The following is a 13681-nucleotide window of genomic DNA, read 5'->3' on the forward strand; positions in this document are numbered from 1 at the left end:
GTGGTGTGTATCGGTTTCTGCTGACACCCCGCTGGTGGGTGATCAACGTGTTCACCCTGCTGGCGATCCCGGTCTGCCTCTTCATGGGGAGCTGGCAGCTCAGCCGCTTCGAGACGCGCGTCGACACGCATAACCAGCAGCAGGACGACGCGTCCCGCGAGCGGAAGGCCGCGGCCCGGCCGCTGAGCGACCTGCTGCCGGTCACCGCGAAGACCTCCGGGGAGCGGGCGACCGCCACCGGCCGATACGACACCACACATCAACTCCTCGTGCCCGACAGGCGGCTGGACGGCCGCGACGGCTTCTATGTACTGACCCTGCTCCGCGTGGACGGGGACGGGGACGTCGGCGGAGGCAAGGGCGCGGCCTACGGCAAGGCCGAGCCCGACGGTAAGGATGGAGCCGGGGCCAAGGCGCTGCCCGTCGTCCGTGGCTGGCTCCCCGGCGACGCCGACGATCCCGCGGCCGCCGCCAAGGTGCCCGCACCCCCCTCCGGTGAGGTGACCGTCACAGGGGCCCTCCAGGCTTCCGAGCACCAGGGCGGCGACGGGGTGAGCGCGGCTGGTGGCCTTCCCCGCGGCCAGCTCGGCATGATCAGCGCCGCCTCCCTGGTCAACCTGGTGCCTTATCAGGTGTACGACGCCTGGGTGACCTCCTCGCAGGCTTCCGGGGCCCTGGAGCCGGTGCCCCCCATGGCGGCGGAGGGCACCGGGCTCGACATCAAGGCGTTCCAGAACCTGGGCTACACCGGTGAGTGGTTCGTCTTCGCGGGCTTCGTGATCTTCATGTGGTTCCGGCTGTTCCGCCGCGAGGCCGAGACGGCCCGCGATCTGGCCCTTGGCATCACACCGCCCGAGCCGACGGCTCCGACGGCGCCGGGTGCGGACCGGACCCCAGATGACGCCGAGCGAACTCGATCTCCAAGCGCAACTGCTTGATCCGCTCCTCGACGACCAGCGAGCCGTGCCCCGCGTCATAGCGGTAGACCTCATGCGGGGTGCCGCGCTGCTCGAGCCGCTCCACATAGTTGTCGATCTGCCGTATGGGGCAGCGGGGGTCGTTCAGCCCCGCCGAGATATAGACCGGCGCCCGCACCTGATCCACATAGGTCAGCGGGGACGACGCCTCGAACCGCTCCGGCACCTCCTCCGGGGTGCCGCCCAGCAGGGTGCGGTCCATCGCCTTCAGGGCCTCCATCTCGTCGTGGTAGGCCGTCACATAGTCCGCGACCGGGACCGCGGCCAGCCCCAGCGCCCAGGAATCCGGCTGAGTCCCGATCCCCAGCAGCGTCAGATAGCCGCCCCAGGAGCCGCCGGCCAGCACCAGCCGCTCGGGGTCGGCGAGCCCGGAGGCCACCGCCCACTCCCGCACGGCCGCGATGTCCTCCAGCTCGATCAGCCCGACCCGGTGCTTGAGCGCGTCCGTCCACGCCCGCCCGTACCCCGTGGAGCCGCGGTAATTGACCCGCACCACGGCGAAGCCGTGGTCCACCCAGGCCGCGGGGCCTGCCGCGAAGGCGTCGCTGTCATGCCAGGTCGGCCCGCCGTGGATGTCGAAGACCGTCGGGAAGGGGCCCTCGCCCGCGGGCTTCTGCACGAGCGCGTGCACCCGCCCACCGGGGCCGTCCACCCACGCGTCGGTGACCCGCACCGACTCCGGGGCCGCGAAACCGGGCGGGTCCAGCACCGTCCGCCCGCTCGTCGACCGCACCTGGGGCGGCTTCTCGGCCGACGACCACAGGAACTCCACCGTGCCGTCCGGCCGCGCCGTGGCGCCCGAGATCGTGCCCGCCGGGGTCTCCAGGCGGGTCAGCTCGCCGGAGCCGAGGTCGTACCGCAGCAGCTCGCTGCGCGCCTGATGGCTGTGCTCGACCAGCAGCGCCGATCCGTCCGGGAACCAGTCCGCCCCGACGTCGCCGGGCAGATCGATCGCCAGCGCGGTCTCCACATCGGTGACCGGATCCCACACCATGGGCTCCCACCGGCCGCGCCGCTGGTGCCCGACCAGCAGCCGGGTGTCCCCCTCGACGGGCGCGAAGCCCATCACGGACAGGCCCAGCTCCTCGGTGCCGCCCTTGGTGTCGTCCAGCTCCGCGACGGCCGTCCCGTCCAGCCGCAGGACCCGGATCGCCGAGTGCATCGCGTCGCCGTGCTCGGTGTGCTCGATGGCGATGAGCGTCCCGTCATGGGAGAGATCGCCCACTCCGGCGGACTCGCGATGCCGGTAGATCTCCTCGGGCTCGCCGCCCGGCCGCACCACATGGATGGTCGAGCCGTCCTCGTCGGTGGACCGCCCGACGACCGCCGTGCCGTCGCGGCCCAGCGCGAGCCCCGCGGGATAGGAGGGGTCCAGGCCGGGGGTCGCGGGCTCGTCGGCCGGGCGCTCGTCCCCCTCGCCGCCGCTGAACGGCTGACGCAGCCAGACCCCGAACTCATCGCCATCGGTGTCCGAGAACCACCAGATCCACCGGCCGTCCGGCGACAGCACCCCGTCGGTCGTCCCGTTCGGCCGGTCCGTGACCTGCCGCTGCGCACCGGTCGCCCGATCCCATGCGTACAGCTCGTATGTGCCCGTGGCGTTCGAGACGAACAGCGAGTGGTCCGGGGCTTCTTCCGCCCAGTCGGGCAGCCCCACTCGCGGCGCCCGGAAGCGCTTTTCCCAGTCCGGCATGGACTCCGTGCTCTCAGTCATGCTCACCATTCTGCGCCGCACCCCGACATGCGCGCTGGCGTCGCCCCGCGCCTGTGGATAACGTTCGCGGCGGGATGGACGGGGGCCCGTACACCGAGGGGGAGCTGATGGCCGACATAGCCGCGACAGTGGAGACATACTGGGCAACGGCCCAGGCCAGGGACTGGCGGGCGTTCGGTGCCACGCTCGCCGACGACGTCCGCTACGAACTGCCGCAGACCCGCGAGCGGGTGCTCGGCCGGGACGGTGTGGTCCGCTTCAACGCCGAGTACCTGGGCGAGTGGAGTCTGGAGGTCGAGCGCGTCATCGCCGACGGCGCGCAGGCGGTCTCCTGGGTGCGCTTCAGCGAGGACGAGGAGGAGACGCAGGCGATCAGCTTCTTCACCGCCTCGGCGGACGGCCGGATCCAGACCATCACCGACTTCTGGCCGGCGCCGTACGAGCCTCCGCGTGAGCGCGAGCAAATGGTCGAGCGCTTCTGAGTGCTTCTGGACGTTTCCGACTGCTCGCAGACGATGCCGGGCAGCAGCTTGAACTCTTCCGTCCGCACCCGTCCGTAGCCCCTACGCGCGCGATTCCGCCCCTTCCCCCGGGTCCCACCCCTTCGGTCCCTACCCCTCCGGCTCCCACCCCTCCGGCCCCCACTTCACCGGCCCCAGCCCCTGCCCCTCCCCCTCCCGTTCACCTCGTCCCCTCCCCGGGTCCTCGGGTCCTTGGGTCCCCGGGTCCTTGGGTCCTCGGGTCCTTGGGTCCCCGGGCTCCGCTACCCCAGCAGCACCGGCAGCTCGTCCACGCCATAGACGATGGAGAGCTTCCGGAAGGAGAGCTTCTCCGCCGGTACGGCGAGTCGCATCTCCGGGAACCGCCGTATGAGCGCGGGATAGGCGGCCCGGAGTTCCATCTTGGCCAGCTCGGCGCCGATGCAGCGGTGGATGCCGTATCCGAAGGCCAGATGCGAGGGGGCCTGCCGGTGCGGATCGACCCGCTCCATGTCCGGGCCCAGCTTCTCGTCGCGGTTGGCCCCGCTCAGTGAGCACAGCACCAGATCACCGGCGGAAATGCGCGTGCCCGCGATCTCCATGTCCTCGCGGGCGAACCGCGGGAAGGCCACCTGCACCACCGTGAGATAGCGCAGCAGCTCCTCCACGAACGGGTCCACGGCATCGTCGTGATCACGAATCGCGGCGAAGTGCTCGGGGTCCTGGAGCAGCACCAGCGTGCCGAGCGCCAGCATGCTCGCGGTCGTCTCCAGACCGCCGGTCAGCACCCCGTCGGCGAGCCCGGCCAGCTCCTGGTCGTCGACTTCATCGCCGTGCTCCTTCACCAGCATGCCGAGCAGCCCGTCGCCGGGTGTCTCACGCTGCTTACGGACGATCCCGTGCAGATAGGAAAGGGAGTCCGACATCGCGCCGAGAGAGGCGTTCGCCCCGCTGAAGAGATCGAACCGCGCGGTGCTGTGGCGCTGGAAGTCGTCGCGGTCCTCGTACGGCACCCCGAGCAGTTCGCAGATGACCAGCGCGGGAATGGGGAGGGCGAACGCCTCCACGAGATCCACCGGGCCCTCGGCCGCCGCCATCTCGTCGAGGCGCTCCTCGACGATGGAGTGGATGCGCGGGGTGAGCCTGCTGAGTCGCCGCATGGTGAATTCGGGCGTCAGCAGGCGTCGCAGTCTCGTATGCGTCGGTGGATCGCTGAAGCCGAGACCTCCCGGATTCTGCTGCGGGGCGACGCCGATGTTCCGTTCCGCGAGGTTGGTGAAATCGGAGCTGAACCCCTTCGCCTTTCCGAGCACCGCCTTGGTCTCGTCATATCCGGTGACAAGCCAGGCATTGATGCCGAAAGGCAGCCATATCTTGCTGATGGGTTCTTTTGCCCTGGTTCGGGACAGATCGGCAATCGGGTCGAGTCCATCGCGCCTCAGCGGCGCCAGCGTGGCGTCCGGGAGGAACGACATCTTGGACAAGTCGAAGCCATTTTTCTGAATTCTCGAAAAGTACTTGCGGCCCAGCCAGGACACGATGTTTGAGCGGAGATTCGACATGGGCGCAATACTGCCCTGCCATGGCCGGCCGGCCATGCTCCGGTGCCGGACGTGCCCCGGTGTGATGCGCCACAACGCATGTGCTACCTGCTCGGGCGGGCGCGCCGGTGGGCATCAAGGTGGCGCCGACCGCGAAATCAGAGCAAAGTGGAGATATCGGGCAGGAAGCGCGAGCGATGACGGCTGCCTGCGGGACGCCTGCGGCGCCCCCAGGGACATGAGTGAGGTGAGCGGCCTTGCGGGAGAGGTTCCGTGCTGTCCAGGGCGCACCGTGCTGGGTGAGTCTCATGGCAGCGGATCTGGACCGCGCGCACACCTTCTACGGAGAGCTCTTCGGCTGGGGCTTCCGGCCCACCCGGCAGGGGCACGGCCGTTACACCATCGCGTATACCGAGGGCGGCGTACCGACCGTAGGCATCGGCGCCTCGTCCCCCTCGGCGGGGGTGACCCTCCCGGTCACCTGGACCACGTACTTCGCGGCGGACAGCGCGGACGAGGTGGCCTCGCGCGTCCAGGAGCGCGGTGGCACGGTCGCGGTCGGGCCGCTGGAGTTCGGCAGCGGGCGGGTGGCCTGGGCGGCCGACCCGGACGGGGCCAACTTCGGCATCTGGGAGGGCGATCTGACCTCCGCCTGGTGGGGCGAGCGCAGACCGGGCGCGCCCGTATGGCTGGAGCTGCGCACCCGCGACGCCTTCGAGGCGGCGCTCTTCTATGGGCAGGTTTTCGGCTGGGACAGCCAGGAGCGCGAGCGCTGTGACGTCCGCTTCGAACATGACCGGGTGGTCCTCCATATCGACGGTAAGGCGGTCGCGGGGCTGCGTGGCGGCGCCATCGAGGCCGCCCCGGACCCGAACGTTCGGCCCCGCTGGCGGGTGTACTTCTGCGTGAAGGACGTCGACGAGGTCGCCGAACGAGCCGCGGAACTCGGCGGCGGCATCCTCTCCCCGCCGGCCGACACCCCCTATGGGCGCGTCGCGGCGCTGCGCGACCCGGAGGGCGGGATCTTCAACGTGGCGGCGGTCAGGAAGGAAGCCGCCGACGGGGATTCCGCTTCCGTGGCGTGCGGCTGAGGAACTGGGCCCCGACGTCGCACTGGGCCTCGACGTCGCACTGGGCCTCGACGGTCGGAGGTGGTGCCGCCTACGATCGGAGATACGGCATCGCGTGTCGGTCACCGGCCGGGTGAGGCATGGAGGTGCCCGTGAGATTGCCTTACGGAGGCATTCCACAGTGTCTGTCGAGTTGAATCACACGATCGTCCATTCTCTGGACAACCGCGAATCCGCGGAATTCCTGGCGAACATCCTCGACCTCGAGGTGGGAGAAGCATGGGGCCCGTTCGTTCCGCTGGAGACGAGTAACGGTGTCACCCTGGACTTCGCCACCATTCCCGGTGAGTCGATCGTCATGCAGCATTACGCGTTTCTCATCTCGGACGAGGAGTTCGACGCGGCTTTCGAGCGGATCCGGCAGCAGGGGGTCACGTACTACGCCGATCCTCATCTGAAGCAGCCGGGCGAGATCAACCACCATTACGGCGGCCGCGGGCTGTACTTCCTGGACCCGGCCGGTCATGGCATGGAGATCATCACTCGCCCGTACGGCAACGAGGAGTAGCCCGGGGAGGCCCTGGAACATGGGCTCCGAATCGGGCGGACCCTGAACCACGAGCGGGCCGGGGCGCACGCGCCCCGGCCCACCTTCGTCGCGGTCACTGGGTGGTGGTCACTGGGTGGTGGTCAGTGGTCAGTGGTTGGCGATCAGCGGTCTGTGTTCAGCAGTCGGCAGCCGGCGGTCAGCCGGGCTGATCCTCGTCGCGCTCCATCCCGTCCCGGCGCTCTCGCCACTCCCGTACGACCTCGTCGATGTCGAAGGGCGTGAGATGGAGCGGCGGGCCGGGCGGGGGCCGCCGGATAGCCTCCCGGATCTTGTCATTGACCTCCGAGAGGATCTCCCGCACCCGCCGTTCCGAGGGCGCCTTTTCCACGGCGGCGAGCGCGTCCTCCGCCTCTTTGCGCAGCACAAGTGTCGGCGGCAGAAATGACAGATTCTCGCGGGCCATCTTCTCCTTGACCCACCACAGATCGTCGTAGGGCTTGTTGAGGTTCGGGAGAGGTTTTCCCCTTCCCGGGAGGTTCGCGAACGCGCCGCGTTCCTCCGCCTCGCGGATCTGCCGGTCGGCCCATGTTTCGAAGCTGATGCCCGGTGGCTTTCGCTCGGTCACCCTGAGATTCTCCCTCGGATGTCCCGAAACGCGCCACAGCCCGTTTCGGCCCGCTTGTCAGATGCGGAGACTTGTCAGATGCGGAGAGGGGGAGGCTTGCTCCGTCAGCTCAGAGGTGGGAGGCGAGGACCGGCAGCAGATCCTGGAACGTCCGGCCGGTGGCGGGCGCGCCGATCGCCGACATCTGCCAGGCCCCGCCCGCCCCGCCCTCGCGGTGCACCTTGGCCATGATCTGGGCCGTGTAGGGGCCGCCGCCGCTCAGGGTGTAGCGGGCCAGTTCCTGTCCGTTGGTCTCATCGATCAGACGGCAGAAGGCGTTCTGCACCTCGGCGAAGGTCTGTCCGGTGAAGGAGTTCACCGTGAACAGGATCTGATCGACATGGGCCGGAACGCGCTGTAGATCGATCAGGATCGATTCATCGTCGCCGCCCTGACCGGTGCCACCGACGAGGTTGTCGCCGGTGTGCCGTACGGACCCGTCGTCGCTCGTCAGATGCTGGAAGAACACGACGTCGACGGCTTCCCTCCCGGCGAAGAGCACGGCCGAGGCGTCCAGGTCGATCTCCTTGGCGGTCAACCGGGCGAGCAGCCCCTTGCGCGGCGCGGCCTGCCAGCCCAGGCCCATGCGCACCGCGCTGAGCTCGCCCCCGTCGGACTTGCTCAGGCTGATCCGCTGGCCCTTGGCCAGATTTACGGTCATGTGCTTCCTTTCTCGCTCTTCTGATTGATCCGGGATGGTTTTGCGACATTTTCAGCCGGTCGCGCAGAAACGGCAGGATGCCGCGGTGCAGAAGGGCCCTCAGCCAGGCGTCGCGGGCCGTGGCCACGGCCGCGTCATCCCGGCGCCCGATGTGGGGCGGGTGTGTGTACGGATGCCGTTGGGAGCGCGGGGAGCGCGGGGAACGTTGGGAGCGCGGGTGCTGGTCGGGGGCCGAGGTGCGGTGGCGTACGGCGGTGGCGAGCAGGCAGGCCACTCCCGCCGCCAGAGTGACCGCCGCGATCGTCGCGCTGGTCAGCCCGGCGGTCAACAGTGCCTCGCCAAGCTCGCGTTGGGAGTGAAAGAGCTTCAGCAGTCCGCCGAGGAGCAGAAAGGCCGCGGCCGAGACACCGGCCAGAGCCGGTGCGAGGACGGCGAGCGCCGGCAGCAGCCCACGGACGCCTGCCGTGCGGGAGGAGGCGCCCGTAGGAGATGGGGCAGGCGGGGCAGCCGAGGCAGGCGGGGCAGCCGAGGCAGGCGGGGCAGCCGGGGAAGAAAGGGCGGGCGTAGCGGGCGCGGTGGACGGGCTCATCGCCGCGGCGGCGCGTTGCCGGAGGTACGCGGCGTATTCGGGCGCGGCGGCCGTCGCGATGGCTTCGCTCTCCACCAGCGCCTGGGAGCGCAGCCGTTGGATGTCCGCGTCCCCGGTGGCCCCGTTGCGCCGCAGGGCCTCATGGATCTCCGCCGTACGCAGCGCCTGGTGCAGCGCCCGCTCGAAGTCGGGCCTGTCCTCGGCCTGTAACCCGGGTGGGGCGGTCATATCCGCTTCCTCGATGTGTCCGAACCGCGTAGCCGCGCGGCGTACCGGCCAGTTGCGCGCGCCGTGTGAACCAGCCGTCGGGCCCGCCTCAGGGGGGAAGGGCGGGCCCGACGGCCGCTGGGGAGGGCGTCAGAGATTGACGCCGAAGTCGGAGGCGATGCCCGCGAGCCCCGAGGCGTAGCCCTGGCCGACCGCGCGGAACTTCCACTCCGCGCCATTGCGGTAGAGCTCGCCGAAGACCATCGCCGTCTCGGTCGCGGCGTCCTCGCTCAGGTCGTAGCGGGCGAGTTCGGCGTTGTCGGCCTGGTTGACCACCCGGATGAAGGCGTTGCGGACCTGGCCGAAGTTCTGGTCGCGGCCGTCCGCGTCGTGGATGGAGACCGGGAAGACGATCCTGGCGATCTCGGCCGGCACGGCGGCCAGATTGACCTTGATGGCCTCGTCGTCGCCCTCGCCCTCACCGGTCAGGTTGTCGCCGGTGTGCTCCACGGAGCCGTCGGGGCTGGTGAGGTTGTTGTAGAAGACGAAGTGCCGGTCGGACGCGACCTTCCCGGCCTCGTCGCACAGCAGGGCGCTGGCGTCGAGGTCGTAGGCGGCGCCCGTCGTCGTCCGTACGTCCCAGCCCAGGCCGACGATGACCGCGCTCAGGCCCGGCGCCTCCTTGCTCAGCGAGACGTTGCCGCCTTTGGACAGGGAAACTCCCACGTTTTCCTCCAGGTGCTCGGTGGACCGGAGTTAAAATCTACAGCACTGTAGAAGTAGCTGAGGTGAGGGCCGGAGAGGTTGGCGCGATCTGGGGTGCCGGGACCGGGTCGGGACGGTGCCGGGACCGGGCCGGGGACGCAGGCAATCGGCCCATCGACCGACCGCCTGCTGGCCACAGACCACCACGACCGCCACAGACCACGACCGGCTACCACCGACGCATCGGACTACGCGGTGGCGAGCGACACCTCGGTCGACTTGATCAGCGCGGTGACGCGGCTGCCCTCGGTGAGCCCCAGCTCCGCCGCGGCGTCCTGGGTGATGGCGGCCGTGAGCTCCTGGTCGCCGCCGATGGCGACGACAACGGTGGCCATGGTGGCACCGAGGGTGAGGCGGGTGACCGTACCCGGGAAACGATTGCGGATGCTCAGCCCCGAGACCTCCCCGGTGGCCAGAGCCACCTCAGTGGCCTTGGCCAGCGCCGTCACCTGCGATCCCTCCCCGATACCGAGCTCCTTCACGGCGCTCATGGTCACGGCGGCCGTCACCATCTGACCCCCGGACAGCCGTCCCTGGACCGTGGCCATGGCCTCGCCCGGGGTCACGGACACGACGGTGGCCGGGAGCTGATTGCGGATGCTGAGACTCATGGGTGCACCACCCCGGAGGCGGAGGTCAACGGCCTGATACGCCTCACCCTAGGCACCCGCCCAAGGATCCGCGCGCCGACGCACGACGCCTCCCCCCACGACGCCTCCCCCCCCACGGCGCACCGCCCCACACGACCACCGGACCCTGTACGACGCGCGGCACCCGCCCGCCCAACACCGACCACACAGGCACCGACCATCCCGGGGACCCGACCCACCCAGGCGCCCCGATGGCCCACCCCCACGTACGATCGGACGGATGCGCCCTTCTCCCGCCGACCTCGTCCGCGAATTCCACCTGGCCTTCGGCCTCGACGCCCGTACGACCCCCACCCAGGTCTCACCGGAACTCGCCGCCCACCGCCAAGACCTACTGGCCGAGGAGTGCGCCGAGGTAGCCGAGGCGAGCGCCCATGGCGCCGTCGACCACCTGGCCCACGAACTGGCCGACGTCGTCTACGTCGCCTACGGTACCGCCCTGGTCCACGGCATCGACCTGGACGAGGTGATCGCCGAGATCCACCGGGCCAATATGACCAAACTCGGCCCCGACGGCCGCCCCACCCTGCGCGCCGACGGCAAGGTCCTCAAGGGCGCCCACTACCAGCCCCCCGACATCCCGGCCGTCCTACGCCGCCAGGGCTGGACCGACGCGTCCACCGCATCCACGGCGTCCGACGCATCCAACGCGTCCGCCGCATCCGAATAGGCGCCCGCCGCCCGCCGCCCGCCGCCCGCCGCCGCCCGCCGCCCGCCGCCCGCCGCCCGCCGCCCGCCGCCCGCCGCCCGCCGCCCGCCGCCCGCCGCCGCCGCCCGCCGCCCGGCGGCCCGGCGACCGGCGGCCCGGCGACCGACGCCCCGGCAGTTGACACCCCGAGCACCCCCACGCCACCATCCCGCCGATGGAGATCGCCGACCTGACCCCTGCCGAGCGCCGTGTCTGGGAGGCGTTCCCGCTGGGCGAGGGCGTTGATATGCGCGAGAGCGCCGACGACGACCCGGCGGCCGGTGGGTCCTGGGGGCCGGAGCGGACCGTAAGGGCCGAGGTATTACGGGCGTTGCTGGTCGACGGGCCGAGCCGGGGCGGGGAGATAGCGGGGCTGAAGCTGGCGGGTGCGCGCATCATCGGGCAGCTCGACCTCAGATACGGGTCGGTCCAGCACCCCATACGGCTGCGGTCCTGCCACTTCACGCGGGGCCCGATGCTCTACGGGGCGGAGCTGCGTGCCCTGGTGCTCAGCGATTCGGTGCTGCCCGACCTCACCGCGGGAGCGCTCCGTGTCGATGGGGTGCTGCGGATGAGCGGCTGCCGTATCGCGGGCCCCGTAAGGCTTGCGGGGGCCCAGATCGCCGGGGCGATCTTCCTCGACGGGGCGCGTCTCGGCGTCTCCCCGGACGCCCCCGACGTCTCTGCCGCGTCCCACGCCCCCGATGCCGCGGGCCCCGACGCGCTCCAGGAGCCGGCACTGGAGCTCAACCACGTGGTCGTGGGCAACGACATAGCGGCGGCCGGGCTCGTCTGCCACGGCCAGGTCCGGCTGAACGGGGCCACCGTCACCGGTGAGGTCAACCTCGACGACGCCCTGCTGCACCACCCCGGCCACACCGCCCTGCACGCCGAGACGCTGTCGGTCGGCACCGACCTGCGTGCCATGCGGCTGCGCGCCCATGGGCGGGTCAACCTCAGCGGCGCCAGAATCCCCCGTCATCTGAACCTCGCGTACGCCCGGCTCTCCAACCCCGGCGGCCAGGCCCTGCGCGCCAGCAGTTGCGTCATCGGCGAGCTGTGGCTGCGCGAAGCCGTCCCGATCGAGGGCGCGGTGAACCTCCGCGGCTCGCAGGTCGATCTGCTGCACATCGCCCCGGAGACGTGGCCCGACCGAGTCAGGATCGACGGCCTCAGCTATCGCAGGCTCACCCCCGACCTCCCCGCCGAACAACGCCTGACCCTGCTGGAGCGCGAGGAGTCGGGCTATCTGCCGTACGCCTACGAGGAGCTGACCGCCGCCTACCGCACCGCGGGCGATGACGCCGCCGCCCGCACGGTGCAACTGGCCAAGCTCCGCCGGCACCGCCGCACCCTTCCCCGGTACGCCAGGGCCTGGGGCCATCTCCAGGACCTCACCGTCGGCTACGGCTTCCGGCCCATGCGTGCCGCCGGCTGGCTGCTGGCCCTTCTCCTCACCGGCGCCCTCGCCTTCGCCTTGAACCACCCCCGCCCCCTGAAAGCGGATGAGGCGCCCGATTTCAACCCCGTCTTCTACACCGTGGACCTGCTCCTGCCGATCACCGATTTCGGTCAGCAGTCGGCCTTCGCGCCACAGGGCTGGTCTCAGTGGCTCTCCTACATCCTCATCGTCACCGGCTGGATCCTGGCCACCACCATCGCGGCGGGCATCACCCGCTCCCTGAGCCGCCAATAGCGGTCCGGCCGGACGGATACGTACCGCCCCGACGCCATCTTTGCTACCGCACCGCAGAGTTGACGTCGACCCGCGGTCCGACCTGCTCGGTCGGCAGGCGTGAGCGGAACCGGTCCTCTCCTGCGGCGCGGGCTGCTTGAGGTGCAGGGCGGCCGCGGACCAGCCGCCACAGCCGACGCTGCCCAAAAACCCGTGGAATCACGTGCTTAGCCATGCCAGGCTGGGCGGCCTCGAAGGGGTGTAGCTCAGAGGCCAGAGCGCCGGTCTCCAAAACCGGATGTCGCAGGTTCGACTCCTGCCACCCCTGCCATGGCTGCATAGAACCGAGCACGATCTCGGAAAGAACACCGGTGATCTCGCGGAACCCCGCAGGGGCACCGGTGTTCGCAGTTGGCGCCGGCTCATGACGGCGACCATCTGGCGGGCGTCATCGATGTGCCGTTGGCGAACTCGTCGTTGTCACGCAGTCCGTCACTCACCGCGGGCGGCAGGGCGTTGTGGGTCAATACGAGTGCGCTGAGCGTCAAGGACATTCCTCCTGAGACTAGGAAGGATTCGATGCCAGGGCCCCGCGACGGGGCAGTGATCGACTCGGAGCACCGGAGAAAGCAGGAAGCATGATGAAGAGGAACGCGGCTCTGGCGGCAAGCGCTCTGGCCATCGTGTTCGGCGCCGCGGTACCGGCAGCGGCCGCGCCGACGACGGCCGCGTCCCGCACGGGGACGTTCTACGGCACTTACCAGCACTCCGACGGGTGCGTGTACCTGCGCTCCGCGGCCGGATACCACTATCTGTTGGAGGGCTACACGATGGGCGGCAACGGCGGCCTGTACAAGAAGGGCGGCGGCTTCATCGCGTACCCGGGCTGGAAGATCGCGGCGCACGGCACCCAGTACAACAAGACCAGCACCACGTTGTGCACGACGTGGGGTGCCTACCGGAGGATCAAGGCAACATCGATCTACGCCTACTGAACGGTGTCCTGCCCGGTCCGGTTCGGCCATGGCCAGGAATCGCCCGACGCCGGGACCCGGCGAACGACGACAGCCGCCGGGAGGCCATGGGCCACATGGACCGGCTGCACAAGCGCCGAAGGTAGGGAACTGCCGTCAACGACTGCCGTCCGACCACCAGCTCAGCGGCAGCACCCCCGACTTCAGACCTCCTGACACACACAACGAATCAGGCCCGGTACTGATCTCTCAGTACCGGGCCTGACCTCTGTTCCTTCAGTCGGGGTGGCGGGATTTGAACCCACGACCTCTTCGTCCCGAACGAGGTTCGGCGAAGACCGTCACCGGTGGGCCTTGTGAAACATGCAGGTCAAAGACTTGGTGAGGGTTGGCCTGGCAGGGATTGGCATGGTCTCGAAGGGAAGATCATCTCCCAAATTCCTCCCAGAGCACGGCGTACTGCTCGATGCTCGTAGT

The 13681-nt window shown here is 69.9% G+C and carries 14 protein-coding genes and 1 tRNA gene; 8 read left to right on the forward strand and 7 right to left on the reverse strand.

From position 1 onward, the window contains the following. Positions 1–5 precede the first annotated feature (5 nt). Positions 6–938 carry an SURF1 family protein gene (locus tag ACK1X7_RS27080; RefSeq protein WP_385149016.1) on the forward strand — a complete coding sequence of 311 codons (933 nt, stop codon included), beginning with the start codon at positions 6–8 and terminating at the stop codon, positions 936–938. Here ACK1X7_RS27080 and ACK1X7_RS27085 read toward each other — a convergent pair. Continuing rightward, complete coding sequence (locus ACK1X7_RS27085; protein WP_385149013.1) at positions 844–2691, reverse strand: S9 family peptidase; 1848 nt, start codon at positions 2689–2691, stop codon at positions 844–846. The two genes, ACK1X7_RS27080 and ACK1X7_RS27085, sit on opposite strands and share 95 nt — an antisense overlap. 107 nt (positions 2692–2798) lie before the next feature. On the opposite strand from ACK1X7_RS27085, the gene ACK1X7_RS27090 reads away from it, so the two are divergent. Next, positions 2799–3173, forward strand: coding sequence for a nuclear transport factor 2 family protein (locus tag ACK1X7_RS27090; RefSeq protein WP_216345080.1), 375 nt, complete (start codon positions 2799–2801; stop codon positions 3171–3173). A 281-nt stretch (positions 3174–3454) separates the two neighbouring features. On the opposite strand, the gene ACK1X7_RS27095 is transcribed toward ACK1X7_RS27090, so the two are convergent. Beyond that, positions 3455–4732 carry a cytochrome P450 gene (locus tag ACK1X7_RS27095; RefSeq protein WP_385149009.1) on the reverse strand — a complete coding sequence of 426 codons (1278 nt, stop codon included), beginning with the start codon at positions 4730–4732 and terminating at the stop codon, positions 3455–3457. Between the two features lie 287 nt (positions 4733–5019). On the opposite strand from ACK1X7_RS27095, the gene ACK1X7_RS27100 reads away from it, so the two are divergent. Both ACK1X7_RS27100 and ACK1X7_RS27105 read left to right on the forward strand, forming a co-directional pair. After that, on the forward strand, positions 5020–5802 hold the full coding sequence (locus tag ACK1X7_RS27100) for a VOC family protein (protein WP_385149006.1): 783 nt from the start codon (positions 5020–5022) through the stop codon (positions 5800–5802). 160 nt (positions 5803–5962) lie between these two features. Next, the gene (locus ACK1X7_RS27105) at positions 5963–6349 is read left to right on the forward strand and encodes a VOC family protein (RefSeq protein WP_216345074.1); all 387 of its coding nucleotides are present in this window, start codon (positions 5963–5965) and stop codon (positions 6347–6349) included. 178 nt (positions 6350–6527) lie between these two features. On the opposite strand, the gene ACK1X7_RS27110 is transcribed toward ACK1X7_RS27105, so the two are convergent. From ACK1X7_RS27110 to ACK1X7_RS27125, 4 genes are all read right to left on the reverse strand, one after another. Continuing rightward, positions 6528–6956, reverse strand: coding sequence for a DUF1992 domain-containing protein (locus ACK1X7_RS27110; protein WP_385149003.1), 429 nt, complete (start codon positions 6954–6956; stop codon positions 6528–6530). A gap of 109 nt (positions 6957–7065) precedes the next feature. After that, on the reverse strand, positions 7066–7656 hold the full coding sequence (locus tag ACK1X7_RS27115) for a TerD family protein (RefSeq protein WP_216345076.1): 591 nt from the start codon (positions 7654–7656) through the stop codon (positions 7066–7068). A gap of 946 nt (positions 7657–8602) precedes the next feature. Next, a complete protein-coding gene (locus ACK1X7_RS27120) occupies positions 8603–9178 on the reverse strand; it encodes a TerD family protein (RefSeq protein ID WP_078642276.1) in 576 nt (191 codons plus the stop codon). Positions 9179–9405: 227 nt separating this feature from the next. After that, complete coding sequence (locus tag ACK1X7_RS27125) at positions 9406–9828, reverse strand: TOBE domain-containing protein (protein WP_385150715.1); 423 nt, start codon at positions 9826–9828, stop codon at positions 9406–9408. Positions 9829–10087: 259 nt separating this feature from the next. Here ACK1X7_RS27125 and ACK1X7_RS27130 point away from each other — a divergent pair, with 259 nt between their 5' ends. The 3 genes from ACK1X7_RS27130 to ACK1X7_RS27140 all read left to right on the forward strand — a co-directional run bounded on the left by ACK1X7_RS27130 (position 10088) and on the right by ACK1X7_RS27140 (position 12561). Then, positions 10088–10537: a MazG nucleotide pyrophosphohydrolase domain-containing protein gene (locus tag ACK1X7_RS27130; protein WP_390793960.1), complete on the forward strand. Its 450-nt coding sequence runs from the start codon at positions 10088–10090 to the stop codon at positions 10535–10537. A gap of 193 nt (positions 10538–10730) precedes the next feature. Further along, complete coding sequence (locus ACK1X7_RS27135) at positions 10731–12251, forward strand: membrane-associated oxidoreductase (protein WP_390793959.1); 1521 nt, start codon at positions 10731–10733, stop codon at positions 12249–12251. Positions 12252–12485: 234 nt separating this feature from the next. Continuing rightward, a tRNA-Trp gene (locus ACK1X7_RS27140) sits at positions 12486–12561 on the forward strand. Positions 12562–12652: 91 nt separating this feature from the next. Here the strand turns inward: ACK1X7_RS27140 and ACK1X7_RS27145 are convergent. Then, a complete protein-coding gene (locus ACK1X7_RS27145) occupies positions 12653–12778 on the reverse strand; it encodes a hypothetical protein (protein ID WP_385150707.1) in 126 nt (41 codons plus the stop codon). 90 nt (positions 12779–12868) lie between these two features. On the opposite strand from ACK1X7_RS27145, the gene ACK1X7_RS27150 reads away from it, so the two are divergent. Beyond that, the gene (locus ACK1X7_RS27150) at positions 12869–13225 is read left to right on the forward strand and encodes a hypothetical protein (protein WP_382954474.1); all 357 of its coding nucleotides are present in this window, start codon (positions 12869–12871) and stop codon (positions 13223–13225) included. The last annotated feature ends 456 nt before the right edge of the window (positions 13226–13681 follow it).

It is taken from the genome of Streptomyces sp. CY-1 (assembly GCF_047218265.1).
Taxonomy (GTDB): Bacteria; Actinomycetota; Actinomycetes; order Streptomycetales; family Streptomycetaceae; genus Streptomyces; species Streptomyces niphimycinicus.

What these genes read in the sequence shown, in the direction of transcription:
- ACK1X7_RS27085 (WP_385149013.1), bottom strand. Translation starts at nt 2,691, where the DNA reads ATGACTGAGAGCACGGAGTCCATGCCGGACTGGGAAAAGCGCTTCCGG.
- ACK1X7_RS27090 (WP_216345080.1), top strand. Translation starts at nt 2,799, where the DNA reads ATGGCCGACATAGCCGCGACAGTGGAGACATACTGGGCAACGGCCCAG.
- ACK1X7_RS27095 (WP_385149009.1), bottom strand. Translation starts at nt 4,732, where the DNA reads ATGTCGAATCTCCGCTCAAACATCGTGTCCTGGCTGGGCCGCAAGTAC.
- ACK1X7_RS27100 (WP_385149006.1), top strand. Translation starts at nt 5,020, where the DNA reads ATGGCAGCGGATCTGGACCGCGCGCACACCTTCTACGGAGAGCTCTTC.
- ACK1X7_RS27115 (WP_216345076.1), bottom strand. Translation starts at nt 7,656, where the DNA reads ATGACCGTAAATCTGGCCAAGGGCCAGCGGATCAGCCTGAGCAAGTCC.
- ACK1X7_RS27125 (WP_385150715.1), bottom strand. Translation starts at nt 9,828, where the DNA reads ATGAGTCTCAGCATCCGCAATCAGCTCCCGGCCACCGTCGTGTCCGTG.
- ACK1X7_RS27130 (WP_390793960.1), top strand. Translation starts at nt 10,088, where the DNA reads ATGCGCCCTTCTCCCGCCGACCTCGTCCGCGAATTCCACCTGGCCTTC.
- ACK1X7_RS27135 (WP_390793959.1), top strand. Translation starts at nt 10,731, where the DNA reads ATGGAGATCGCCGACCTGACCCCTGCCGAGCGCCGTGTCTGGGAGGCG.
- ACK1X7_RS27150 (WP_382954474.1), top strand. Translation starts at nt 12,869, where the DNA reads ATGATGAAGAGGAACGCGGCTCTGGCGGCAAGCGCTCTGGCCATCGTG.